General features: G+C 49.9%; 22 protein-coding genes. 2 read left to right on the forward strand and 20 right to left on the reverse strand.

From position 1 onward, the window contains the following. The first annotated feature begins 121 nt into the window (after window positions 1–121). Together NR121_RS00575 and NR121_RS00580 are read left to right on the forward strand one after the other, a co-directional pair. Window positions 122–727: a TetR/AcrR family transcriptional regulator gene (locus tag NR121_RS00575; RefSeq protein ID WP_062408162.1), complete on the forward strand. Its 606-nt coding sequence runs from the start codon at window positions 122–124 to the stop codon at window positions 725–727. A 195-nt stretch (window positions 728–922) separates the two neighbouring features. After that, entirely contained in the window at window positions 923–1,678 is a 756-nt protein-coding gene (locus NR121_RS00580; RefSeq protein ID WP_054817200.1) for an IclR family transcriptional regulator, read from the forward strand. Window positions 1,679–1,755: 77 nt separating this feature from the next. On the opposite strand, the gene NR121_RS00585 is transcribed toward NR121_RS00580, so the two are convergent. The 20 genes from NR121_RS00585 to NR121_RS00680 form a co-directional block, all read right to left on the reverse strand. Beyond that, window positions 1,756–2,856 (reverse strand): zinc-dependent alcohol dehydrogenase, encoded by a 1,101-nt coding sequence (locus NR121_RS00585; RefSeq protein ID WP_054817199.1) that lies wholly within the window; start codon window positions 2,854–2,856, stop codon window positions 1,756–1,758. A 94-nt stretch (window positions 2,857–2,950) separates the two neighbouring features. Beyond that, window positions 2,951–3,943, reverse strand: a complete 993-nt coding sequence (locus tag NR121_RS00590; RefSeq protein ID WP_054817198.1) for an ABC transporter substrate-binding protein — start codon at window positions 3,941–3,943, stop codon at window positions 2,951–2,953. 11 nt (window positions 3,944–3,954) lie between these two features. Continuing rightward, a complete protein-coding gene (locus tag NR121_RS00595; RefSeq protein ID WP_256830122.1) occupies window positions 3,955–5,214 on the reverse strand; it encodes an MFS transporter in 1,260 nt (419 codons plus the stop codon). 22 nt (window positions 5,215–5,236) lie between these two features. Continuing rightward, window positions 5,237–5,449: a Rossmann-fold NAD(P)-binding domain-containing protein gene (locus NR121_RS00600; RefSeq protein ID WP_171005866.1), complete on the reverse strand. Its 213-nt coding sequence runs from the start codon at window positions 5,447–5,449 to the stop codon at window positions 5,237–5,239. A 39-nt stretch (window positions 5,450–5,488) separates the two neighbouring features. Beyond that, window positions 5,489–6,178 carry a class II aldolase/adducin family protein gene (locus NR121_RS00605; protein ID WP_054817196.1) on the reverse strand — a complete coding sequence of 230 codons (690 nt, stop codon included), beginning with the start codon at window positions 6,176–6,178 and terminating at the stop codon, window positions 5,489–5,491. Window positions 6,179–6,208: 30 nt separating this feature from the next. Beyond that, entirely contained in the window at window positions 6,209–7,483 is a 1,275-nt protein-coding gene (locus NR121_RS00610; protein ID WP_137670061.1) for a Rieske 2Fe-2S domain-containing protein, read from the reverse strand. A gap of 66 nt (window positions 7,484–7,549) precedes the next feature. After that, the gene (locus NR121_RS00615) at window positions 7,550–8,614 is read right to left on the reverse strand and encodes an ABC transporter substrate-binding protein (RefSeq protein WP_054817193.1); all 1,065 of its coding nucleotides are present in this window, start codon (window positions 8,612–8,614) and stop codon (window positions 7,550–7,552) included. A 221-nt stretch (window positions 8,615–8,835) separates the two neighbouring features. After that, window positions 8,836–9,186, reverse strand: a complete 351-nt coding sequence (locus NR121_RS00620; RefSeq protein ID WP_054817192.1) for a hypothetical protein — start codon at window positions 9,184–9,186, stop codon at window positions 8,836–8,838. A 255-nt stretch (window positions 9,187–9,441) separates the two neighbouring features. Beyond that, a complete protein-coding gene (locus tag NR121_RS00625; protein WP_256830125.1) occupies window positions 9,442–10,440 on the reverse strand; it encodes an ABC transporter permease in 999 nt (332 codons plus the stop codon). Then, the gene (locus tag NR121_RS00630) at window positions 10,437–11,939 is read right to left on the reverse strand and encodes a sugar ABC transporter ATP-binding protein (RefSeq protein ID WP_256830127.1); all 1,503 of its coding nucleotides are present in this window, start codon (window positions 11,937–11,939) and stop codon (window positions 10,437–10,439) included. Before NR121_RS00630 ends, NR121_RS00625 begins: the two co-directional genes overlap by 4 nt. Window positions 11,940–12,040: 101 nt before the next feature. After that, window positions 12,041–13,186, reverse strand: a complete 1,146-nt coding sequence (locus NR121_RS00635) for a sugar ABC transporter substrate-binding protein (RefSeq protein WP_062408146.1) — start codon at window positions 13,184–13,186, stop codon at window positions 12,041–12,043. 53 nt (window positions 13,187–13,239) lie between these two features. Beyond that, the gene (locus NR121_RS00640) at window positions 13,240–14,673 is read right to left on the reverse strand and encodes an aldehyde dehydrogenase family protein (RefSeq protein WP_054817185.1); all 1,434 of its coding nucleotides are present in this window, start codon (window positions 14,671–14,673) and stop codon (window positions 13,240–13,242) included. A gap of 58 nt (window positions 14,674–14,731) precedes the next feature. Further along, window positions 14,732–15,859 carry a zinc-binding dehydrogenase gene (locus NR121_RS00645; protein WP_054817184.1) on the reverse strand — a complete coding sequence of 376 codons (1,128 nt, stop codon included), beginning with the start codon at window positions 15,857–15,859 and terminating at the stop codon, window positions 14,732–14,734. A gap of 50 nt (window positions 15,860–15,909) precedes the next feature. Continuing rightward, on the reverse strand, window positions 15,910–16,986 hold the full coding sequence (locus tag NR121_RS00650; RefSeq protein ID WP_062408142.1) for a zinc-dependent alcohol dehydrogenase: 1,077 nt from the start codon (window positions 16,984–16,986) through the stop codon (window positions 15,910–15,912). 213 nt (window positions 16,987–17,199) lie between these two features. Continuing rightward, on the reverse strand, window positions 17,200–18,792 hold the full coding sequence (locus NR121_RS00655) for a response regulator transcription factor (RefSeq protein WP_256830136.1): 1,593 nt from the start codon (window positions 18,790–18,792) through the stop codon (window positions 17,200–17,202). Further along, a complete protein-coding gene (locus tag NR121_RS00660; protein ID WP_256830138.1) occupies window positions 18,767–20,530 on the reverse strand; it encodes a cache domain-containing sensor histidine kinase in 1,764 nt (587 codons plus the stop codon). Before NR121_RS00660 ends, NR121_RS00655 begins: the two co-directional genes overlap by 26 nt. Window positions 20,531–20,559: 29 nt before the next feature. After that, on the reverse strand, window positions 20,560–21,702 hold the full coding sequence (locus tag NR121_RS00665) for a sugar ABC transporter substrate-binding protein (protein ID WP_062408137.1): 1,143 nt from the start codon (window positions 21,700–21,702) through the stop codon (window positions 20,560–20,562). Between the two features lie 463 nt (window positions 21,703–22,165). Continuing rightward, complete coding sequence (locus NR121_RS00670) at window positions 22,166–23,671, reverse strand: tripartite tricarboxylate transporter permease (RefSeq protein WP_074728305.1); 1,506 nt, start codon at window positions 23,669–23,671, stop codon at window positions 22,166–22,168. A 15-nt stretch (window positions 23,672–23,686) separates the two neighbouring features. Continuing rightward, the gene (locus NR121_RS00675; RefSeq protein ID WP_054817175.1) at window positions 23,687–24,139 is read right to left on the reverse strand and encodes a tripartite tricarboxylate transporter TctB family protein; all 453 of its coding nucleotides are present in this window, start codon (window positions 24,137–24,139) and stop codon (window positions 23,687–23,689) included. Between the two features lie 103 nt (window positions 24,140–24,242). Beyond that, window positions 24,243–25,265, reverse strand: coding sequence for a tripartite tricarboxylate transporter substrate binding protein (locus tag NR121_RS00680; RefSeq protein WP_074728309.1), 1,023 nt, complete (start codon window positions 25,263–25,265; stop codon window positions 24,243–24,245). Window positions 25,266–25,275: the final 10 nt, after the last annotated feature.

Genomic DNA, 25,275 nt, shown 5'->3' on the forward strand with positions numbered 1-25,275 from the left:
TGATGGTTACTTCCAATAATAATGATCTATTATAATTTTCATACTGTTTAGTATTTATATACTATATGGTATGTTAATGTTATATAGTATGATTGTCAAGAGAAAGAGGGAGGGAAGAGAAATGATCAGACGAAGATTAACCCATGAGGAGCGAAAAAAGGAGACTCGGCAATTACTTTTAGAATCAGCTGTCGAGACCTTTGCTCAATTAGGCTTTCACGGAGCTTCTGTTGATAAAATTGCAGAACATGCCGGATTTAGCAAAGGGGCGGTTTATGCTCATTTTAATTCCAAAGAAGAGCTCTTTCTAGCCATATTGGAACAACAAATGAAATTACATGTGAACAACATCCATCAAGTAATAGACCAACAGCATTCATTTTCACATTTTATCGAAACCATGGATGAATATTTCCTTTCAGTTAGGCAGGAAAATCGAACATGGAGCATGCTTAACATGGAATTTTTTCTTTATGCGATGCGTGAAGAATCGGTACGTCATAAATGGTCTAACCTGATAACAGAATCGGTGGAGCAAATTTCCAAGGCCATTGAGAAATTGAAGTCGAAAGAAAATCATAAGTCTACTCTGTCTACGAATGAACTGGCTTGGACGATTCTTTCGTTAGAAAATGGGTTGGCTATATTTTACTATATTAGCGAAGACCGTGTGCCCCGTAATTTATATGGAAAAGCACTGCAAAATATGCTCCTGTCCACACGTTAGAAAAATAAGAAAACCCTCTAATCGAAATTGGAGTATGAGATTTTCAATGAGACTTCTGAAGATCGCAGCGGCTGCTGCCGCATTCCGTTTCTCTATACGGCACAAATAGGTTTTACCGACCCAAAGGGTATGTCATAATGATCGTGAAAACGAATACATGCCGGCCGGAAAATTCTGTTCAAGGTGGTGTTTTCTTTGGCGCAAAAAGAACCTCTTTCTTCCGTTAACAATGCGATCCGTATCTTGCGGGAATTTACTTTAGCGGATAAGGAGCTCGGCATCACGGAATTGAGCAAGCGTTTGGGATTGGCGAAAAGTACCATTTTCCGGTTAGTCAGCACACTCCACGGCAACAATCTTGTAGAGAAAAACAAGTACACGCATAAATATCATTTGGGGATCGGCTCCTTCGAGCTTGGTTTTGCCGTATACCATGGCAATGAGCTGCGCTCGATCGCTGCGCCCCTTCTAAACAAGCTGATGACAACCTACCGTGAGGCGGTTCATTTAGGTGTCTATGATCGCGGAGAAGTCGTATTTTTATGCAAAATGGTTCCTGACGATCATCATGGAACCGTATCGAAAATAGGAAAACGCATACCAAGCCACTGCACCGCTTCAGGCAAAGTGCTTCTTGCCGTCCAGGCTGAGCAGGAAATCAGCCGCGTCATTGAACAAGGACTTGACCGGCATACACACAAAACCATTACTAGCGGCGAAGCGCTCCTTGAACAACTGCGCGAAGTGCGCAAAAGCGGCTATTCTACCGGAATGTCCGAGTATAAGGACGGTATTTGCTCCATAGCCGTTCCGGTGCACAGCAGCACCGGTCTGGTCATTGCAGCCGTTAGCTTTGCCGTAACCAAATCGTATTTGTATCCCGTACAGGTACAAAACTATGTCAAAGATCTGAAAACCTGCAGCAGACTAATCACCGAGCGGCTAAGTTAAGATATGCCTGATCCGATACGTGATATTGTTGCCGATTTACGGGATGGATTCGATCCATCCCGTTATTTATTGTTCCATTATCTTTTCTTCCCGGGCGATACGGTGACAAGAAGCGGACCGGGTTCGCCTTCTCCCCCCGCCGTTTTTAAAGCCAAGTCCGTTTCCTCCAAAGCGAAATCGTGAGAATTCATGATCCGCAGCGGAAATTTGCCCGATGCGATAAAATCGACGGCCATTTGTACCGATGTATAGCTGTGTCCCCTTACGCCTTTAAGCTGAAGTGTTTTCGTGATGACCGAGTCGATATCGAATTCGGGGATCTTCGTATATTTGTAAGCTCCAAACATGACCATACCGCCACGGCCGGCCGCAGCCACGGAGGAGATGACCGGCTCTGACCCGCCGGAGGTTACATCGATAACCACATCGGCCATCCGGCCGCCTGTGATTTCATGGACCCGATCTTCTAAACTTTCGGCTTGAATATTCACGATATGATCTGCACCGAGGCGTCTGGACAATTCAAGCCGCTTCATACTGGTAGATCGTCCGGTGACGATCACGCATTCAGCCCCGGCCACCTTGGCCGCAAGGGTACAAGCCAACCCTTGCTGGCCGGGCCCCTGAATGACCACCGTTTTCCCCGGGCCTACACCGCCCTGCAGCAGCATCCATTCAAACCCGTTGGCCAGAGGCAAGGTGAGGGCGGCTTCTTCCGGAAGAACATGCTCAGGCATGGCATGCAGCACCGAGTTCGGATGAAGATACATAAACTCGCTGAAGCCGCCCCATAAGGACGGCTGCCGATCCACAGGCGTAGCACCGTATCGGATACCGCCGGTTCTCGGATCCGTCGACGGGCAGGAGCGATACATGCCTATCCGGCAGAAAGAGCATTGGCCGCAAGGGATATATTCCTCGAGTGCCACCCGATCCCCCTCCTTCACCCCCCAACGCGCAGCCGCCTTTTCCCCTACCCGCTCAATAAAGCCGACGATATGGTGACCCAGTATGCGGGGAGATTGCGATTTCTTATAGTAGGACACATCCGTTCCGCACACGCCTACGGTTTCGATGCGAAGCAGTCCGGAATCCTCCGTTGCCTCCGGCAGGTCAAATTCCCGCAGCTCCGTCCTTTGAACTCCGGCCGCAACTGCGGCCAATGAGGTTCGCTTCATGAAATCAGCCTCCTTTCCTTCATCCTCATGGTTTACCCCGCCTTAGATAAGTGCTGCTCGGAAATGGTCGGCGTTTTCTTTGGACCTTGTACCATTAGATGGTGTACTGCTCCAAGGTCGACTTCACAAATAAATCTTCCACTGAAAGCTTGGTTTTGATAAGCCCCTGTTCATGAGAATAGTGGACCAACGCTTCCAAGGCAGCGCGGTTTCTCTCTAATCCGTAAGGCCAGAAATCATCGCCCATCAGTTGCTTCGTCCGTTCGACTTCCGGTACCAGCCAAGGCAGCGTCACTTTTAAGGCCGCGGTTTGATTGAAGCCCTCGTACACCTTGTTCTTGGCTTCGACGAACGCCTGATACAGGTTTTGCGCGGCCCACGGGTACCGTTCCAGAATTTCGTTGCGAATAGCCACAACATGCATAATCGGGAAAATGCCGGTTTTGCGGAAATAATCTTTTTCAACGGATACGTAATCTTCGAACAGACGTTTTACGCGCGGCGACCCCTTCAAGAAGCAGGACGGCGCCCGAGGAGCAATAAACGCGTCCAGATCGCCGTTCTCCAGCATTTGGTTTAGTGTCTGCTCCGGACCGATCGGCTGCAGGCGAATGTCCGCGGGCAGCTCCAGCTTGAACTTTTCGACACGACCGGGCGTCTCCTGCCCTCCATAGAACCACTCCGCCTCGGTCGGATGAACACCGTATTCATGCTGCAAAAATCCGCGAATCCAGACGCAAGCGGTCAACTGATACTCGGGAATACCGATGCGCTTGCCTTTTAACTCCTCCGGTCGACGGATTCCCGCTTCAACATTCACATAAATCCCCGAATGACGGAAATACCGCGACGGAAATACCGGAATGGCCGTAAAATGGGGAAATCCGCGGTCCCTCGCAAGAAGATAGGAAGAAGCAGACAGCTCGGCAACATCGAATTCCTGGTGGCGCATCATGCGGAAAAACGTTTCTTCCACCGGCATGCTGAGAAAGTTCAGTTCAATGCCCTTGGGACGGACGGAGCCGTCCATTAACGCTTGAACACGATCGTAGTCCCAGCAGGCGAAGCTTAAATTCAGTTTAGCCATGGAAATCCTCCTTATGTAGATATGGAATGGTGATTACCGGTTGATGACTCCTCTTGTGGCGCAAACCAAATGAGCAGGTTCGCAATGATAATCGTACCGGCCACAAAATAAAATGCCGCAAATAAACCGAACTTGTCGGAAATGATGCCTCCAAGCAAGGGGGATACCGATTGGCCCAGGGACTGCATGCCGAACAGGATGCCTATGCTGGTCCCGGCCATTTTTTGGGGAGACGATTCCATTAGCCAAGCCTGCATCACGGGACGGACCGCATAGAGAAAAAATCCGAGAACCGCGATAAATACGATGAACAACGGCGATTTGCCAAAAGCCGCCATAGCAATCAAAATAACGGCGGATACCGTCATACTTGTCGTCAATACCTTTTTGCGTCCCCATTTATCGGACAAATGACCGGATATCGGAGCGGCGATAAAGCCTCCCATCTGGAGCAGGAATATGCCTGATCCGACCCACAAAGGGGAAAAATCCAGCTCATGCGCCAAATACAACGGAAGAAAGGTAAGCAGCGCGTTTTGCGTCATGGAACGGAAGGCGGAGCTCGTTGAAATGAGCACCAGGCTGCGGTTTTGTACCAGTCCCTTCAGTCCGTTGAAATATTCCTTTACGGTTTGTCCCTGCTTCTCCTCGCCAGCCCTCGCCTTTTGTTTTTTGAGGTCCAATGGTGAATTCCGCAGCATGATCACAATAAGCAGCGCGATGATCACGCCGGGAACGATATTGAGTACAACGATTTGCCTCCATGTAAATAGAGCCAGCATCGCACCTATCGCAAGCGGGGCGAGCGCATCGCCTGCATGGGCTCCCATGCCGTGAACCGAGAGGACAAAGCCTCTCCGCTCCGGATAGCGCTGCGATAATGCAGGGATCGCCGTCGGATGCCACAGGTTGTTGCCTATGCCGACCAGCGAGATGCAAAGAAGCAGCATCCAGTAGGTACTCGTGAAATTCATGAACAAGTAGGGAAATCCGACCCAGAAGAGCGATAGTGCCATCAGAAGACCTTTTTTGCCGACCGTATCGACCAGCATGCCTCCTGACACATTGGAAATCGTGCTCGCCATATATTGAAACGTAATGAGCATGCCGGTTTCGGTATAGCTGAGTCCCAGCTCTTGGCCAATCACCGGAAGCAGCATATAAAAGGTGGCCGGATACCAATGGGTTAATCCGTGACCGATCGTGATCAGCCACATGTCCTTCAAGGAAGGCGACGGCGATGCTGCGACGGGTTCAGTCGATTCGCTCAAACGATGAAATCCCTCCTTTGGTTTACCACACTTGTATGATGTCGGAAGCTCCGACCGCATTCCACAGGTTCATCACCTTAAAGCCGTCCTGCTCGGCACGAGGCCACATAACATCCCTTTCACGCAAGCCGATCACGACCTCATAGCCTTGCTCGCGCAGCCGCTTTGCATATTCGGCCCCGTCCTCGCTGTAGCCAAGTACGGCAATTGTTTTTCCTGCAAATTTTTTAGGCATCGCCATGGCGTCTCCCCTCTCTGCCAAGCCAATCGGAAGTTATTGCCGTAGTTTTACTTCATAATAATCCCATACCTTGCGGTAGAGGGCTGGCTTCCCTAAATGACGGGCACAGGCCTCGATTTCCTGATCGTTCAGCTCATAGGGCATGCCCAAAGCTTGAGCCCTGTACTGGCGCTGAGCGTTCTCTTCCAAGTAAATGCACAAGGCGAACGCCTCCTCGAGCGTGGAGCCGGTGATGACGCTTCCGTGAGATTTTAACAGCATCGTGCGGCTGCCCCCGAGCGCCTCGGCCAACCGGCCGCCCAGCTCCGAAGTGTTTATGGAATCCACGCGGTCAAACGTCGAAATCTCCCCCAAAAGAGCTGCTTGAGGAAATACAGGCTTAAGCGGTGTTCCCGTTATACTGAACAAGGTCGACCAGCGGGGATGGGCATGGATCACAGCCTGTACGTCGGGCCGTTTTTTATAGATTTCCGTGTGGATGTGATATTCCATCGGCGGGACTTCGCTCCCTTCCAACGGCGTGCCGTGTACATCCATAATGACGATATCCCCGGCGCTCAAATCGTTCCGGGCACTCGGTCCCGAATTGATCAGGATATGCTCCGTACCGGGAATACGCACGCTGCAGTGGCCGTTAAAGTCGATGATCTCTGCCCGTTCCAGCATCAGAATGCATTGTACCAAGCTCATTTTTAATGATTCCAAACCGGCAGCGAGTACCATATTCGTTCCTCCCCTTTGCTAATGGGCCGCCTAGAACTTGGCTGTCATTTCTTCGAGCAGCGCCTCTTTCCAATCCACACCCTTGGGCAGAAATTGATCGCAGCCTCTAACCCTGCTGTGTGTTTCCGGATCCGCCCCGCGCGGCGTTTTACCCGCCTCCACGTCTCTGGTCGCCTCCAAAAGCAGCTGGCGCGCCGCAATAATGGCGGTATCCGCGGTACCCAGCTTTTCCTTGGTGCGATCGCAGAATGGCTGCTCCATCGTTTCCTGAAGCGCATAGTCCTGGGTGTTAATTCCGGAGATGCCGGTAAAGGTTTCGGTTCGCTGCACCTCACGGTCAATGAGATAATCGTTGGAAGGATTGCGCACCAGTTTATACCCCGGAAGCAAATCTTCTTCTCCGCGACCGAAGTCCTTTTCGTGCTTCTTCACAAATTCAGGAGTGAATGGAATATGGACATCCGATGAGTATAAAATGTTATACACCCATACGTTAGCGTCATCGATAGGCACCCACACATGGCCTGCGATGGACGGAAATTGCTCCATTTTACCATCGGTCCAGCGGATCATGGCACCTCTCATTTGCTGTGCGGGCATAAGAAATTGATAAGCCCTGACATAATGGTTATCTTCCTTCAAGTCGCGAATTCCTGCGTATTTGAAGCCGTAATCGGTTTTGACCACCTCGAGCTTTGGCGCGGTAGCCCTTGTCCGCAGCGCGTTTTTATCCGCTATGTTATTGTTATGGGCAAACGAGGAATGGGAAGTGTCAATGCCTCCTTCCAGGGCTTGCAGCCAGTTGCACGCTTCGAAGGTTTTCGATACGTTGCGGCAGTTTTCCGGAGCTCTCATCCATTCGTAATCCGGGTAACCCGGCTGCTGCTCTTTCGGCCCCATATAGGTCCAGATGACGCCTGCTTTTTCATAGACAGGATAGGCTTTCAATTTGACGCTATGCTTGAAATCGCTGGTTGGCGGCTCGTTCGGCGTGTCCAGGCATTGACCGTTTGTATCGAACTTCCAGCCGTGATATACACAGCGGAGTCCGCATTCTTCATTGCGCCCCCAAAACAAATGGGCCCGGCGATGAGGGCAGTACGCATCGAGCAGTCCGACTTTGCCGTTCGTATCGCGAAAGGCAACCAGATCCTCCCCCAGCAGCCGGACGCGAACCGGCGGGCAATCCGCTGCCGGCAGCTCTTCGCTCAAGACGGCAGGAATCCAATAACGGCGGAACAACTCGCCCATCGGTGTTCCGGGACCTACCCTGCACAGCCTTTCGTTGTCTTCTCTTTTTAACATAGCCATCTCTCCCTTTGATTTCTTCGACAGGGTCGACCAAATGGCCCAGGCCGCTCTTATCACCTGTTACTTCGCATAAAAGCGTTCATCCACCACTTGATCGACACTCATTTCTTTCACAAGCGCACCGGTTTCCTTTACCGTATCGATAGCCCATTTCATGCCTTCGATGTTTATTTTTCCCTTGTCTGCGAGTGCCGGCAGTACGAAATCGAACGATTTTTCCGCATCGGCTCTATTCATTCCCAGCTCTGCCATGGCGATTTGCAAAGCTTCTTCGCGGTTGGCGCCATCCTTTATGAACTTCACGGCCTCGGCGTGCGCCGACATAAAGGCGTAGACCACCTCCGGCGTATTTTTAATCAGGTCCCCATTGGCGGCGATCATATTGTGATTGTACGTTTTAAGCTCGTCGCGCATTAAAGCCAACCTGGTGAAACCGAGCTCCTCGGCCTTCAAATCGGTAGGCTGGCTTAAAATGGTAACGGACGCCTGACCGGTCTGCAGTGCCTGCAAGCGGCCCGCGTTCTCCCCTGCGTTGATAAGCCGTACGTCCTCGTTGGGCGTCAGCCCGTTTTTCTTCAACCAATATTGCAGCTGAATGTCTGTTCCGTTACCCGGTACGTTGCTCGCCGCCGACTTTCCCTTCAGATCGCCGGGGCTTTTGATATCCTTGGATACAAAGATCGAATACATCGACTGATCGTCGAGCGTACCGATCATTTTGACGTTTGCGCCTTCCGCCACCCCGGTAATAACCGATTCCGGAAGCGTGGAGATGATCGGATATTCTCCGGTTTGAAGTCCTCTTAGCGCAAGAACACCGCCCTTGACATACTCGAGATTGACTTCCAAATTGACGTTCTTATAAAATCCTTTCTGTTGAGCTACAAAAATCGGAAGATAGCTCATGTTTTTCGACGGAAGCCCCAGCTTCACCGTGGTCAGCTGATCCGGCATGGTCTTCATGGCCGCTGCAGCTCCCGGGTTTCCATTCTTGCCCTCTGGTGCGGGCGAATCAGCCGTCTGGCTCCCGCATCCGGCAGCTGCCAATAACATCGAGGTACAGGCAAGCAGCCTCAGCGTATGCTTTCCAGTCCTGCTTAACGAATGTCGAATCCACCTCTTCATCCCACTCGCTCCCCTTTCAGGTGTCGGAGGGCCCGGTCCCCACACTATTCATGATCGCCCTCTTCAATAAAATACCTCTCCGCAAACGATAAAAACAGGGGCGGTTCTTGTATAATGAACAATGCCAAAAGAAAATCAGTTTCGTCTCAGGTCCTAAACAAAAAACAAGCTGACATCCACGGAATGCGGACGCCAGCTTGTCAGCTTGTTGGTTTAATTTTCTATGCCTGTACCTCTTTAAGATCCTTGACTCCCGATTTGGTTAGAATCCTGCGTAATTCGTGCTTTAATTCCAGATCCACCTTATCGCTTGCTAATATGGATTCAAAGGTAGAACGGACAATTCCGCCATTCTTCGGGTTTCTGAATAATGCATAGGTTTCCTGAAGCTCGTTAATCAATTCCTGCACATTCTCATTATTGGCTTCGACCGAGATTTGACCGATCAAGCTTTGCAGTCTTCTTGCTTTTTCAGCCTGTTTGGCCAGTCTTCGTCTTCTGTATCTCATGATCAGAATGAAGATGACTATATTAAGTAAAATAAGTGAAACGTTTACAACATTGCCTTCCACACCGGAATCCCCCTACAAAATGGATATGTTATGTATTTTGCCTGCGCTTTCATGTCAAACGATGCCTATCGGCCTACTGTACTTACAGAATTGTAGTATAAAAAAATCACCGAAGTCAATTTTTTCATCTCACTTCCATATGCAGCGCCAAACCAGACAGTACATTCATAGCAACAAAAAAATCCCATGTGATTGGGATTTTAAAAAGAACATATGCCGTTTATATGAAGAGGAACCGCCCTGGACCGGTTTGTTTCATTGTAAATATTTTGTTTTTAACGCATCGACCACAACGGCAATAAAGATCATCAAGCCCCCGACCATCGTCACATAATAGGAAGAAATTCCCAGTATTTGCAGGCCGGTTTGAATGACGGTAAGCAGCAGCACGCCTCCTAATACTCCGGAGATGCTTCCCCTCCCTCCCGTGAGACTGACGCCTCCGATGACGGCTGCAGCCAGCGTGTACATGAGCAAATCGGAGCCGAACGTCATCGTAACGGCACCCATATATGCCGAGAGCAAATATCCCGAAAAACCCGCCAATCCGCCCGAAATGGCAAAAGCATAAATCTTGATCCGATCTGTCCGGATCCCGCTCACATAGGCGCTCCGGCTGTTACCGCCCGTTGCGAACAGGCTTCTGCCGAACACGGTCTGCTTCCATATAAAATAGACCAACAAATAGATAAGAAGGAACGGGATGGGGAGTACGGGAAGACCGGCGACGGTTCCTTGTCCGATCCATGTATAGGCCGCAGGAAAATTAATAATGGAACGGCCCTGGGTCAAGGCCATAAGCGCTCCCTGCAGAATAAGCCCCATGGCCAGCGTTTCAATCAAGGCCGCAGCCTTCAATTTGGCGATCAGCCAACCGTTTGCGAATCCGACGCCAACCCCGAACAAAACAATGACCACAACGGCAAGAAACCAGGGAAGCCCGCCGTTCATCAAGGTGGTGCCCAATCCGGCGCTAAACGCCAGAACACCGACAACAGATAAATCGATCTCCCCGATAATCAGGACAAAAGACATCCCGGCGGTCAGCACGCCGAGCACAGCCGTTTGGACCAGAATATTTTGCAAAATCGATTTGGAAAAAAACGTGGAGTCGATTAACCCCATAGTAATAATCCCGAATACAAGGAGAAACCAGACAATATGATTGGCAAACAGCCGGACCAGCCTTTGTTCGTTCTGTGCCAACGGCAGCGGAGGCTGCGAAACGGCAACATTGCTTTCTTTGACGCTCATGCTGCACCACCCTTTACTGAATCTCGCATTTGAATCACCTGCTCAGCCGTGAACCCGTCATTTTCCGCTTCACGGACGACCTTTCCGTCGGAGAAAAAGATTAAGCGGTCCGCTACCCTGAGCAGCTCATTGTAATCGTTCGTCAGGTACAGAACGCTTAAACCCGACCGGGTAAGCTCATCGATCAGAAACAAAATCTCCTCCCGGCTTTTGACATCGATCCCGATTGTCGGCTCATCGATAATCAATACGGACGGTTCCACGCTTAGCGCCTTGGAAATCACCACTTTCTGCTGATTCCCCCCGCTCAAATTCCCTACCAATTCATAAATAGAGCCGGCTTTAATGTTCAGCTGTTTAAAATAGCCGGTAGAATTGTCGATCTCTCTTTCCTTATCCACCAATCCCATCAGCTTTTTGAGCTTGGACCCCAGGATGGACAAACTGATATTTTCTTGAATCGGAAGCTGCTGTACAATCCCTTCTTTATGACGATCGTAAGATACATAGACGATATTATGCTTCAAGGCTTCAGCCGGTTCTTTGGGTATGCCGATCTCCCGGCCGTTCAAATGAATTTCCCCGCTCTCCACCGGATACAGCCCGAACAGGCCCCTGCATATTTCCCTTGCGCCCGATCCGGGAAACCCGATCAAGCCCAAAATTTCTCCACGGTGCAAACGGAAGGATACGTCCTTCAGGTCCTTTCCCTTGATGTTCCTGCATTCCAGAATCGGTTCCTTCTCCGCTCCCGGCTCCCGGGTACGGGTACACAGCTCAACATCTTCGCCCACGATCAAATTCGTCAGCGAGCGCTCGTCAACCGAATCCGCCGCATAACCGGTAAAAGACAGACCGTCGCGGATGACGGTGATCCGGTCGCACAGCTTTAGCACCTCTTCAAGATAGTGAGATATAAAAATAATGCCGGTACCCTGCTTTTTCAGCTTGAGTACGAATTCAAACAAGCTGTTTCTCTCATCCGCCGAAAGTGCCGTCGTCGGTTCGTCCAATATGATTAATTTGGCCTTGCTGAACAAGGCTCTGACAATATTGAGCTTTCTTTGATTGACAAGAGACAGATCCTTGGCCTTCATCCTGGGATCGATGGGAAGTCCGTATTCACGCAACTCCTGCTCCGCCTTCTCAAACATAGGCTTCCAATCCACGAGCCCTGCTTTTTTCCGCAGCCATACGCCCAGAAACAGATTCTCGGCGACGCTGAATTCGGGAATGATGGTGGCATGCTGGGGGACGACATAGATGCCCAAATCTTGTCTTTCGAGAACGGAAAGCCGGTCGATCGGCTGTGAATCCAGTTCAACCGCTCCGTTGTCGCAGGAGAGAACGCCCGAGATGATATTGACCAGCGTGGATTTACCTGCACCGTTTTTGCCGACCAATCCATGAATTTCACCATAGTCTACGGCAAATTCGACATTTTTCAATACTTCCTTCCCGCCGAAGCTTTTGTACACATTGGAGATTTGAAGCAGCAAACGGATCCCCTCCTACTACTATCATAAATCTTTATGCGCATAAGATGGAGAGAGCGGAGCTCTACCCCATCTTATACCGTGTATGAAGCCTTAATATCTCCTTAATATCGTAATCCGTACTTGTTCCAGGCTACATTGCCCCAGTGCGCATCATTATCCACATTGGTGCTGTCAATGACATAAGGATCGATGACCATGTGCGGGCCAGTCTGACCTTCCTTGATCGGCGCTTCTTTCCAGAAATAGCTGTCGTTCTTATAGGTTTCGATCGGAACCTTCTGTCCCTTTAGCGTATATTTGTCCAGCATTTCAATCACCAGCTCGCCGTAAGCTACGCAATCCTGATTAATCGAGGCATCATACCAGCCCTCTTGAATCCGCTGCAGCGCAATCGGCTCCGCATCAATCGTGACAAAGATGACGTGTCCTTCTTCGCCCACCTTTTTCAATTGATTGGTCTGCTTCAACGCTTCATAAAGTCCCATTGCAGGGTTGTCGCTTGGCGCGTGGACAGCGTCGAGGGTTTTGTACTTCGCGATCGCATTCAACGCCACATCCTGCGTCTTTCTCATATCTCCTTCGGCAGGCATAGCCAGATAATTGATGTTCGGATATTTCTTCATGACCGCATCGAAGCCTTCCTTACGCGCTCTCCATGCCGAGCTGGACATGGCCCCGTATGCATTCAGAACGTTGCCTTTGGCTTCTCCGTACTTTTGCTCCAGCCGTTTTACGATTTCCATGGCCGCCATTTCACCGGCTTTATAATTGTCGAAAGCCACTGTAAACGATACATTGCCGCCTGTCGTCGGCGTATCGAAAATCGCAACCGGAATGCCGGCCTGCTCCGCTTTATCGATGGCCGTAACCAGTCCTTCGCTGTCATTGGGATCGGAAATAATGGCTGCCGGCTTCTTGGAAATAAAGTTGATAAATTGGTTCGTTTGTTTGGCGGAATCAAAGTCGGCCACGCTCGCTTCGAATTGGTAGCCGAGCTCTTCCGCTTTCCGCTTGGCCGCTTCCTGCATCGCGACAAAGGCATAATAGTTCAAGCTTTTGTGGGATAAAGCAATCAGCCCTTTGCCATTGGAGCCGCTCGGCGACGTACCGCCTCCTTGTTCATTCTGCTGTGGAGGCGTTGAGCCTCCGGCGGTTTGCTGCTGCCCTCCTCCGCAGGCGGATATGGCAAGCGACAGCAGGAATACGGCAATCAATGCGGCAAAGCTTCTTTTTCTTAAATGTTTCATAGACATAGACATCCCCCTATTCTGTTTCAAGTTCTCCTCCAGCTTTCGCGGACTTACATGACACCGCGAAGAACGATGCTTTTGATTTGCGTCAGCTCTTCAAGCGTATACAGCGTTCCCTCTCTGCCGATCCCGCTTTTCTTATATCCGCCGAAGGCGCTGCATACCGGACGGTAGCAGGTTCCGCCATTGACGGAAACAATCCCGGCCTCGATTTGATTTCCCCCCTCCATCGCCTTGTAAATATCCCTGGTGAAAATGGAAGAGTTCAAGCCATATTGACTGGCGTTTGCGATGTCGATCGCTTCCTGCAGATCTTCAAACGCGATCAGAGCAAATACGGGACCGAAGATCTCCAGATCCTTGGCAATGTCCATATCCTTCGTTGCTTCGAGAACGGTAGGCTCGATGAACGTTTGCCGAACCCGCTTTCCTCCCAGTGCCAGCGTGGCGCCTTGGCCGATCGTATATTGAATTTGCCGTTCCACTTTTACTGCTGCGGCTTCGTTAATAAGCGGTCCGACATCCGTTCCTTCTTCAAGCTGATGGCCGATCCGCTTCGCAGCCAGTTTTTCAACCAACTTGGTTTTAAATTCCTCATAGACGGATTGCTGCACCAGCAATCGTTTGTTTGCGCAGCAGACTTGACCGTTCGCCAACAGCCTTCCGAATATCGCATGATCGACGGCTGCATCCAGATCGCCGTCCTCGCAAACGATCATCGCATCATTTGCGCCAAGCTCAAGGAACACCCTTGACAAGTTTTTGGCGCCGTTTTGGGCGATGATGGTGCCCACTTCCGTGCTTCCCGTAAAGCTGACGGCTTGAACCGCCGGACTTTTAACCAAATAATCTCCTGCCTCTTCGCCATAACCGTTTACAATCTGCAGCACATCTCTCGGAACACCCGCTTCATGCAGCATCTCCGCCATGCGCGTGACCGTTAACGGGTCATCTTCCGGCGGTTTGACGATAATCGCGTTCCCGGCAGCCAAAGCAGCCCCCGCCTTGTGGGCAAACAATTCCGCCGGGAAATTGAACGGGATAATGCCTACGATGACGCCCAGCGGTTCCCGCTTCGTAATCATCAAATCTTTTTCAAGACCGGACTGGATTTCCAAAGGAATCGTTTGACCGAACAATCTTTTGGATTCTTCGACAAAGCCTTCAAAAATGGCCGCCGCCGTATCCAGCTCCCAGCCTGCCTGCTCCAGCGTCTTGCCGTTTTCTGCGCTGAGCAGCCGGGCGAGCTCATCGCGTTCGGCCCGCAGATGGCTCACAAAGCGGTTGATGATCTCCGCCCGTTTATAAATCGGCGTCCGCGCCCAAGCCTTCGCTCCAGCCTGCGCTGCGTCCAGCGCCTTCTGAGCGTCCTCCATCGTTGCGGCCGGTACGGTGTCAATCAGTTCCATCGTGGCCATATTCCTTACTTCAATAACGGCACTGCCCGAGGCACCGCGTTGTTCTCCGTTCAACTGAATAGACATAACATGTATACTCCCTTTCCTTTTGGATTTGTGAAGCGGAACGGTTGGGATACTGCAGCTAGATCCACGGATTGATGGCAATTTTGATCACCTGATCTTCGCCGTCAAGGCGGTACCCTTTTTTGCTCATTGCCGTAATGGCGTCCCCGATTCGATTCAATCCAAGCGTTTGCGTAACCAGCTTATCGTAAGGCAGCTCCATTTTCTCAATGATATTCAGCGTCATTTCCATATGCTCTACATCGCTTCCCCATACCCCGTGAATGTCGGCGTTGTTCCGGAGAATATGCCAATGCGGATTGATATTGGCTGTGCCTACGTCTGTAAAATGGCCCAGCTCCACATAGGATGCGCTGTCGCGCAGGTAAGAAAGTCCTTCCGGAACAGAAGCCGGGAATCCCGAGCACTCGACGACCATATCGGCTCCGCGACCGCCCTTGGTTTCCTCCTTGACCAATTGGATACGCTCTTTGGGATCGCGGATTTCCTCGATATCAATCGTGACATCCGCGCCTAATTCCCGGGCCAGCTCCAGACGGCGCTTCGGCCCTCCCACGGCGATCACCTTGGCGGCACCCGACCGTTTGGCGAAAGCGACCGCTCCCAGTCCGATGGCTCCTGTCCCCTGCACCACCACCGTACTTCCGAAGCGAACGCCGCCGGCCCGCTGAAAACCATGGATACAAATCGAGAGAGGCTCCGTCAGGACGGCAATATGCGGTTCCATGTCCGTCTTGAAGAAAGACGTGCCCCGGTATTGAATATGAACATATTGGCTAAAGCCGCCGGATAATAGATGCGGCGCCTGATCGGGCATGAACCCGTAAGCTTTCACATTGGCGCAGCGGGTCGGCGTTTTGGAAATTTTGCAGTAATAGCAATTTCCGCACGGTACTCCCGGCACAATCACCACCCGGTCGCCTTCCTTTACCGGTCTTCCGTTCGAGTCTTCGACTACGCCCTGTCCAAGCTTCTCAATGATGCCGCAGAATTCATGGCCCAATATGATCGGATACTCAATTGTATTCAAATGCCCGTAATAGATATGAACATCCGTTCCGCAAACACCCGCATATTCCGTCCGTAAAATGAATTCTCCGGCCTTCGGCTCCGGTACCTCATATTCTTTAATATGAAAATTCCCTTCGACTCCGTCCAAAACCGCTGCTTTTCCGATGATTGGCATGGTTGCTCCTCCTTCATGTCCGTTGTGTATAATAGCGCTTACAAATTCTTTTAAGGAATCAAGACTACTTTAATCGCCTTTTCCTCGCGGTTCGAAGCGCATTGCAGGGCTTGTTCCGCTTCGTCTAAAGCAAATTCGTGCGTAACCATCTTCTCAATGGGGAATCGCCCGCTGGCAATCAGATCGATGGCCCCTTGATACCCCCATGCACTCAGGAAAGACGTCTGCAGCTTCAACTCCTTAAACGTCATCTGATTGTCGGTTTCAATCGTAACCGGCCTATTCCCCGTTAATCCGAGATAATTGACCGTTCCGCCTTTTCTGGCGTAATTCAGACTATCCTTTTGCGCCTGCGGCGTTCCCGCCGTTTCGAATACGAGATCGGCTCCCCTCCCTCCTGTCAGTTCAAGCAATCTGGACCCGGCATCTTCTTTTCTAAAATCGATGACCTCATCCGCACCCAGCTGTTTGCCTAGAGCAAGTCTTTCATCCCGCGTGCCGATGAGAATAACCGCCGCCGCCCCTGCCGCCTTGGCCGCAACCGCCGTCAGCAGCCCGATCGGCCCCGCGCCGATCACGGCTACGGTGTCTCCAAGCTTCGGCGGCGTCAGGTGGACCGCCCTGACCGTCACAGCAAGCGGCTCCGTCAAAACGGCTCTGTGCCATGGAACGTGATCGGGAATCCGGTGAACGATGGCGTTGGAAGGCACATACAGAACCTGCGACCATCCGCCGAATAAATGAGGCTCCCGGGTGCAGCTGATATTGCAGCCGTACTGTCTTCCCTCCTCCCGGTCTTTGACGCACAGATTGTAAAATCCCTCTTTGCACCACCTGCACGCGCCGCAAGGAAGAATCATCTCTACTGCAACCTTGTCCCCGAGCTTGACCCCATGCTTTTGTGCGGCGTTTTTGCCTAATTCCTCTACGGTGCCCACGAATTCGTGACCCGGGATAATCGGATAAGGCTCGCCCCAATCTCCACGGAAGATGTGTTGATCGGAACCGCAGATTCCGCACATGTGGACTTTGACAAGCAGCTCTTCATCGTTCAGTACGGGTTTAGGAAAAGTTCTTATCTCCAATGCGCCCCGTTTGTGAATAACAGCTGCTTTAACCGCTTTCATTTCCTATCTCCCTCCTTCTGTGATTTGATTTTACTCCATTGACAAATACCGCAACATGGATGAAAGTTTGGATGCAGGTGTTCATTTTTTAGATGATTCGGAATATAACGGAGAAAGGTGCAATGATTTACGGCAGGGTGTAAAATTTTTGGGCCTCCACACAAAAAAAAACGCGCAGGTCCATTGGATGACCTTGCGCGTGTGCCTGATCTTTTATTTTTCGATGGCTTCTTTGTACTGATTCGGAGATACGCCTGTGATCCGTTTAAACGATTTGGTAAAATATTTGGGGTCCTGAAAACCAACGGCCTCCGCGACTTCATAAATTTTCAGATTTGTTTGCCGAAACAGCTCTTTGGCTTTTTCGACACGCAGCTGAAGCATATAATCAATGAAGCTTTCACCCGTAACCTTTTTGAAGTAAGAACTTAAATAGCTCTTGCTCAGGCCGACATGCTCCGCCAATTGCTCCAGCGTCACCTCCTCGTGGAAATGGGTTTCAATGTAGGCAGCCGCTTTGGCTATTACCTTATTCACTCCGCCAATCAGGACGGATCTCTCCGCTTCCAGATGCCTGATACCATCCATAAGCCATTCCGTCAATTCCTTGAACGTCGGAATTTTTTTGACTCTTTCCATGTAGTCGAATTTATTGCTTCCCCATAGAGAGGATATAATATGACTGTTCGATTGAAGCCCTTCCATAATGGCCAAAACGATATCGATCACCATCATTTTTACAGATTCGACACTGGGCTTGCGGTCCTGAATCAAAGCTGTCACTTCCGCAAGCATTTCCTTCAGCCTGCTCCAATTCCGGATCATGGCCAGCCGCTTGACGTCCTGCCCGTTCACATAGGCCTGGGCTTCAAAAGCTTCCGGAAGCTCCATGCCGTGCGTATCCTCCACGGTTCCAAGCTCATGGTAAAAGGCGTGCTGCTCCGCAAATTGCAGTAGATTCGAATATTCGGCAGGAAGCTGATCCATACTGCGGGAGGAACGATAGTACAATTGAACCTGACCGGAGGCCGGAGCCAGGCTCTTCAAGGCCGCATATACCGTTAATACTGTATGATTTTCCCATTCCATCCCCTTCTGCTTGCTGATATTCGCCGCTTTTTCAATCAAAACCAGATAGGACCTGTCACTTAACCGTACCGCCATAGCATTCGCTTCTCCCAGGCCATCCTGTAATGCTTTGGAAACGGTCTCTTCGGCGGCATTGACATTTTCTTTATACATGATCAACAGGAGCAGGCACGGCTTATCGAGCCATCGGAGGGCCAGCTTGTCGCTTTGCTGCTTCAATTCGGTATAGTGATCTCCCGTCAGAAGCGACCTCAACCATTTCTCCCGCAGTAAGGGCAGGGACTGACTGGCTTGTCTTTGCAGTTCCCGAACCATTTCCTGATTCGTCTTCATCTGCTCAAATTCGGACCGGATTCTGGATAAAGCGTTCTCCAGATGACCGTCCTCTTCCATTTCTGTTTTAAGTAAATAACCCGAGGCCCCGATTTCCAAAGCCTCCTTCACATATTCAAAGTCATTGTAGCAAGTAAGCAACAGTACCTTGATATGCGGATAATCCCGCTTGATGATGCGCGTAAGCTCCAGCCCGTCGATGATCGGCATCCGGATATCCGTAATGACCAAATCGATGGGCTGTTGCTTGAGAATGTTCAACGCCTTCTCCCCGTTGGCCGCTTCGGATACGACCTCCATGCCGAATTCACCCCAGGGGACCAGCGCTTTAAGTCCTCTTCTAACAATCATCTCGTCATCAACCACTAAGATTTGTATCGTCAAGCTCCTCTCCCCCTTCCTTTAGCCTGCAAGGCAATACGATAGAAATCCTCGTTCCCCTACCTTTGACGCTATCGATAGATAACCCGTACGAATCGCCGAAGTAATGCTTAATTTTATCGTCCACATTCTTGATTCCGATTCCGCTGGAATGCTTTCTTTCCACATCGGGGGAAAATAAGGTTTTCAGTTTGTCGGCATCGATTCCTCTTCCGTTATCCTCCACAACGATTTCAACCAGATCCTCCTTGCGGCGGGCGCTGATTTCAATCCTTCCTTCATTGTCGGAAAGGCCGTGAAAGAATGCGTTTTCTACCAGCGGCTGCAGAACAAATCTGGGCACAAGGGCGGCCAGTACATCCGTATCGATCCGGTAAATGATCTTCACCTGATCGTCATACCTGTATTTCTGAATACGGGCATAGTAGGACAACACCTCCAATTCTTCCTCCAGCATATGCGTATAATTGGTCGTATTTAAACTCGCGCGCAGCAGCTTGATTAAAGCCGTCAGCATTTCGCTGATTTCCGGCGCCTTGTACTCTTTGGCCAGCCACTGCACGGAGTTTAACGTATTGTATAGAAAATGCGGATTAATCTGATATTGAAGGGACTGCATCTCGATTTGCTTCTTCTTTCGTTCGGATTCGGAGATTTTATCAATCAGGCTTTCGATCTCGGCTACCATTTGATTGAAGTTGCGGCTGAGATCACCGATTTCATCGTCCGCATCAATGGCAGACCGCGTATAAAACTTGCCTTTCTTTACCTGCCGCATGTCGATCTGCAATGTTCTCAGCGGTTTGATCAGCCGGTCTGACAATCCCCAGCCCAGCAGGATCGATATGACCAGAAAAATGCCGATCAGCATAAACACGATTTTCCGGATGGAAGCAAAGCTTTGCTCTATCTTCACATTCGGAATGAATGCGGCGACCTTCCATCCGCTGAAATAATTGATGTCATAGATAAAGCTGTATTCATCGTTTAACCCGCCGAGCAGATTCGTATTCGTAATATATTGATTCGAATATTCATGCTCCGCAGGCAGCAATGACGGATCCGAGCTGTACAGAATACGGCCATATTTGTCGATCAGCAATACTTTACCCAGGCTTCTTAGGGCGGGACTCTGAAACAGCTCATCGAGCTTATCTTGTTTCATTTCGATAATAATAACGGCCGGCGACGAACGCTTGGGAAGGATAAAGGGATACACAAGGGATACGACCCTGTCCGTTTTCGGTTCATTCAGGGAGTAATCGTTTACATGCGGTCCGACCCATGTCTTCTCTCCCGGATTTTGCAAGGAGCTGATATACCAATCTTTGGATTTCAACAGCTCCTGCCTCAGCACGGACGCAGTCGAATAGTATTGATCCCCTTCAATCACATGAATTTCATCAATGAAGGTGCGGTTATTTTTGAGCGCCAAAATAAATTGGCGGAAATCCTCGCGATGGATCTCGCTTTCTCCCCCTTCTTTCTCAAAGGCGGCAAACACCTGATAGTACACCATTCTCGACATCAAGTCCATCTCGTTCAAATGGTAGTTAATATTCTCATTGAGCTGATTCACCGTAATCTGCGCATACTCCAATACCTGCCCCTTCACGACTTCGGCTGTTTTTTGATAAGGGATGAAGCCGACGATCACTATAGGCAGAATACTGATCCATACAAAGCAAAAAAGAAGACGGCGCTTAATGCTTTTTCTAAAAAAATGAAGGATCCGTCCCATAGGCGTCCTCTCTTTGTTTGATGTCATGGTTAATAATATTTGATTCCCCAGTCGTTAAAGGCGATATTCCCCCACAGCCGCTTGTCGTCCACATTGCCTGTATTCACTTCAAACGGCGGCAGAATCAGGCTTGGACCGGAGGCGGTTTGCATAATTTGCGCCTTTTCCCAGTAGTACTTGCTGTTCGAATATTGCTCCAGAGGGACCTCCTTACCCTGCCGGGCATACTTATTCAGAAGCTCGACGCATATTTCCCCGTAAGCAATCGGATCCTGAGAGATGGTGGCATCCAAAATCCCCTCCTTAATCCATTGATGTGCGATCGGCTCCCCGTCTATGGTGACAAAAATAACGTGCTCCTTCGAACCCTTGGGATGGAGCCTGCCTTTTTCCTTCAATGCCTGATAAATACCGCGGGCGGGGGTTTCTGAAGGCGCGTGGACGGCGTCAAGCTGTGGAAATTGGGACAATATTTCGGCGGTTACATCATGCATTTTCGTTAAATCGCCTTCGGTGGCGCGGCTGATTAACTCGACATCCTCATAGGTTTGGATCACCGCTTCAAAGCCCTGCTTTCGAAGATTCCACGCATGGCTCTTCAGTTGGCCAAAACAGTTGAGTACGATCCCTTTAGGCGTTCCGTACTTTTCTGTCAACAGCTCAATGATTTTTTGGGCGGCCATTTCCCCGGCTTTGTAATTATCGAAGGCGATCGTAATCGAGGCTTCGCCGGTCATGAGCGGCGTATCGATTATTCCCACCGGAATGGCTTCGCGCCTGGCTGCACTCATCGTTTCTTCCAGCCCTTCGCTGTCTACCGGATCTGCCACCACAGCGACCGGCTTCTTGGCCAATATATCCCGAATTTGCTGATCCTGCTTGGACGGATCGAAATCGGCAACAGAAGACTGAAAGCCCCATCCGATCGATTGAGCCGCGCGGTTAACGGCCTCCTGTTGAATAATATAAAAATAGTACCCCAGACTTTTATTGGAAAAAAATATAAACGGTTTCTGTTCCTCCGTATCCGGGTCCTCCAAGTTCAAGCCGCCGCCTGTAATCGATTTCTCACAAGCGGCAAGCAGCGTTCCGTTCAGACAAAGACCCACCCCCAGCACAGTCCATTTCGTCATCTTTTTGAGGAATTGACGTCGGCTCATGTAAGAATTCAAATGTACTCCACCTCCACAAATGATGTTCAGGTTTCAATGTTAAATTCTTACCACCAGGTATAAATCCCCAATAATTAAAACGCTTTCAAAATAGGTCTTTGGACTTACATATTCTGACAAATTGCTGATGCTGAGATCATAAAATTGGAAATCAGTGGATTAACTTGCTGATGGCTATGATTGGAGTCCTATGTATGGGATTACAGGTCACAACTTAAATCTCAGGGGCCGGGATGCGTGTATATTGGTAGTTTTGGAATCATTTTAATTCAACATCCAATACGTGTCAATCTTACTCCAAGCGCATCTGCCGACCATACCACTGGAATTTTCTGTTCAATACAAAAAAAGACAGGCCGCAACGTCACCTGTCTTTGGGTATGCTTCCAGAGTCAATCTGTATTTGACCCCCTCGTTATGCAGATTTCAAGTCTTCCACAGGATTGCAGCTCCTCTACGTCGTTTACATTTCAACGTCATTAGCCAAAAATTCCTTTTTCTTCTTCAAGCCTGCTATAAAGCTTATCATCAAAATCAGGATGGAAATGGCCAGAATGGTACCTGAAATCGGACGCTGGAAAAAGGAGAAGAAGTTTCCGTTAAAGATGATTAACGACTGCATCAATGCGTCTTCCATCAGCTTTCCTAAAACAAAGGTTAGCACCAGAGGCGCCATAGGAATATCGACCTTCTTCATAAAATACCCTATAATACCAAATGCGAGCATGACTCCAACATCCCAAAGGCTGTTATTCACACTATATGCACCCAAAATTGAAATCATCAGGATAATGGGAAAAAGCAGCTTGAACGGAACGGTTGCAATTTTGGCCCACAACCCTGCCATAGGCACATTCATGATGAGCAAAATAAAGTTGCCTATAAACATACTGGCAATGACGGCCCAGACAAAATCCGGATTATTTTGAAATAGAGTGGGACCCGGGGTAAGTCCATGCATAATAAACGCTCCCAGGATGACGGCAATCGTAGGCGAGCTAGGAATCCCAAGCGTGAACAAAGGAATGAGAGCACCGCCGCAGTAGGAGTTATTGGCTGTTTCGGGTCCGGCTACGCCCTCAATGGCTCCCTTTCCAAAGCGAGCAGGATCCTTAGCCAGTTTTTTCTCCAGGGAATACGACATGATGGCAGGAATAACCGAATTGGATCCGGGCAGCAGCCCCACTAAAAATCCTAATCCGGTGCCTCGTCCAATGGACATCAATGTTGGACGCCATTCTTCCCGTCTAGGCAATAGACCTTGCACTTTAGGAGCCTTCTGCGCTTTTGTATGGATTTCGGCATTGGTTAAAATTTCGGATAAACCGAATAACCCCATAGCCACCGTCACAAAATCGAAACCGTTCATTAATTGGGGCTCCCCGAAGCTGAACCGGACCACACCGGACATGGTATCCATCCCGATCATGGATAAGGTTAGCCCCAACACAGCAGCCATCATCCCGGTTAAGAGCGATTTGCCGATCAGACCGATCACTAGGGTCAAGCCCAAAACCATCAGAGCAAAAAACTCCGGCGGTCCAAATTTCAATGCCATTCGGGCGATCACCGGCCCGAGAAAGGCAAGCCCTATAATCGACACGGTTCCCCCAATGAATGACCCGATTCCCGCTACTCCCAATGCGGTTCCGGCCCTTCCCTGCTTCGCCAAAGGATGCCCGTCCAAACAGGTAATCACCGATGCGGCTTCGCCCGGGGTATTGATAAGAACAGACGTAATGGTGCCTCCATACATCGCCCCGTAGTAAATCCCCGATAACATAATAATCGCAGATATGGGGTCCATGCCGAAAGTAATGGGGAGCAGGATGGCCGTTCCCGATGTAGGGCCCAGTCCCGGAAGGATGCCGACCAGCATACCGGCCGTAACGCCAAGCAAACAGTAGACCAGATTTTCCAATGTAAGCGCTGTACTAAATCCCGACAATAAATGAACGAATGACTCCATGGTTTTCCCCCTTACTTAGAATCCCAATGTATTCACCGGCAGAGGCACATTGAGGAGAAATTTGAAAACATAAAACAGGGATACCGTAACGGTGGCCGAAACACCCAGAGCCATAACCCATTTATAATCTCTTATCAGAATAATAGACAGCGTCAGGATACCCGCGATCGTGAAACCGGCAAAAGGAGCGGCGATAATAAAAAAAAGCACAGCAGCGATAATGGTCAGAATATTCCCGAGCCCTCTGCCCCTCGGTAAAATCTCCGGGAACAAAATAATACTTTTCTTGAGCGACTTCATCATAAACAGCAGCGACAAGACCATTAAAACCGCACTAAGCCAAAGCGGCAGTAATCCTGGTCCGGGTCCAAGCTCGCTGTAATAGTCAAGCGATAAGGACTGCCATAAAATCAGGGATGCAAAAAGCAGGATCACGATACCGACCACAAATCCCGCATTTTTCAACATCAGACCACTTCCTTTCCCCGCATCGATCCCTATGATTTCAAAGGCATGGTGCAGCTTTTACTTGGACTTTATGCCCATACCTTTGAAATCAGGTCTCATTCGCTTACCAATTCAACAGCTTCTTCAGCTCCATAACGCCCGCTTCCTCTTCCTTCAGCATGTTCTTGTACTCTTCTCCCTTTTTAAAATCCACCTGGAGGCCCATGTCTTCCATTTTTTTCTTTTGCTCCATGTCGTTAATTCCTTTTTCGAATGCGGCGATCAGCTTCTCCATAATTTCCGGACTGACCCCTTTGGGAGCCGCGATGCCCCGGGCAGACCAGGAAACAATATCGCCAAATCCGCTTTCCTTTAAGGTCGGCGCATCCGGAAGATAAGACGAGCGTTCCTGCGCCATCACCGCAATAACCTTCAACTGTTTTTCATTATGAGGTTTAACGACTTCACCGACATTGGCAAGCATTACATCCACGTGCCCTCCGAGCAGATTGCTCAAATTTTCGCCGAAGCCCTTGGTATGGACTGCATTGAACTTCGTACCCAATCTTTGATTCATTCGTAAAGCCGCATAATGATCGTCACTGCCGACTCCCGTAGAGGTTACCGTTAATTGGTTTGCCTTGGCATACTCAACTAAACTCTTGATGTCCGTGAATCGGGTTTCATTGGACCGGATAGCTATCGCGCCAAGATCCGTCACATGATTGGCAATGGGTTCAAAGCTGTCGAGGTTTTCCTTCCGGGCCGTAGAAGGATTCACATAGCCTGTAATTAAATTAGGCGTGTTAATATATCCGATGGTATAACCGTCGGGCGGCGATTTAACCAATTCCCCCCAACCGACCCAGCCGCCGGCGCCCGGTTTATTGGATATAACGAGGGGCACCCCTAACTCCTTCTCCACATATGGAGCCAATATTCTTGCACCTACGTCGGTGCCTCCGCCTGCCTCGAACGCTACGATCAAGGTAATCGGCTTATTCGGATAGCCATTGGCTGCCTGCTGTTTTCCATCGCTGCCCGGATTCGCTTGATTTCCTTGGTTTGTCGTCCCTTGATTCGTCGCACCGCATCCCGCAACCATCGTTAATGCCGCAGCCAGAATAAACGAAACCAGCTTTTTCAAGAATCACAGC

Origin of the sequence: Paenibacillus sp. Pae15, from assembly GCF_024519685.1 — a bacterium.
GTDB lineage: Bacteria > Bacillota > Bacilli > Paenibacillales > NBRC-103111 > Paenibacillus_G > Paenibacillus_G naphthalenovorans.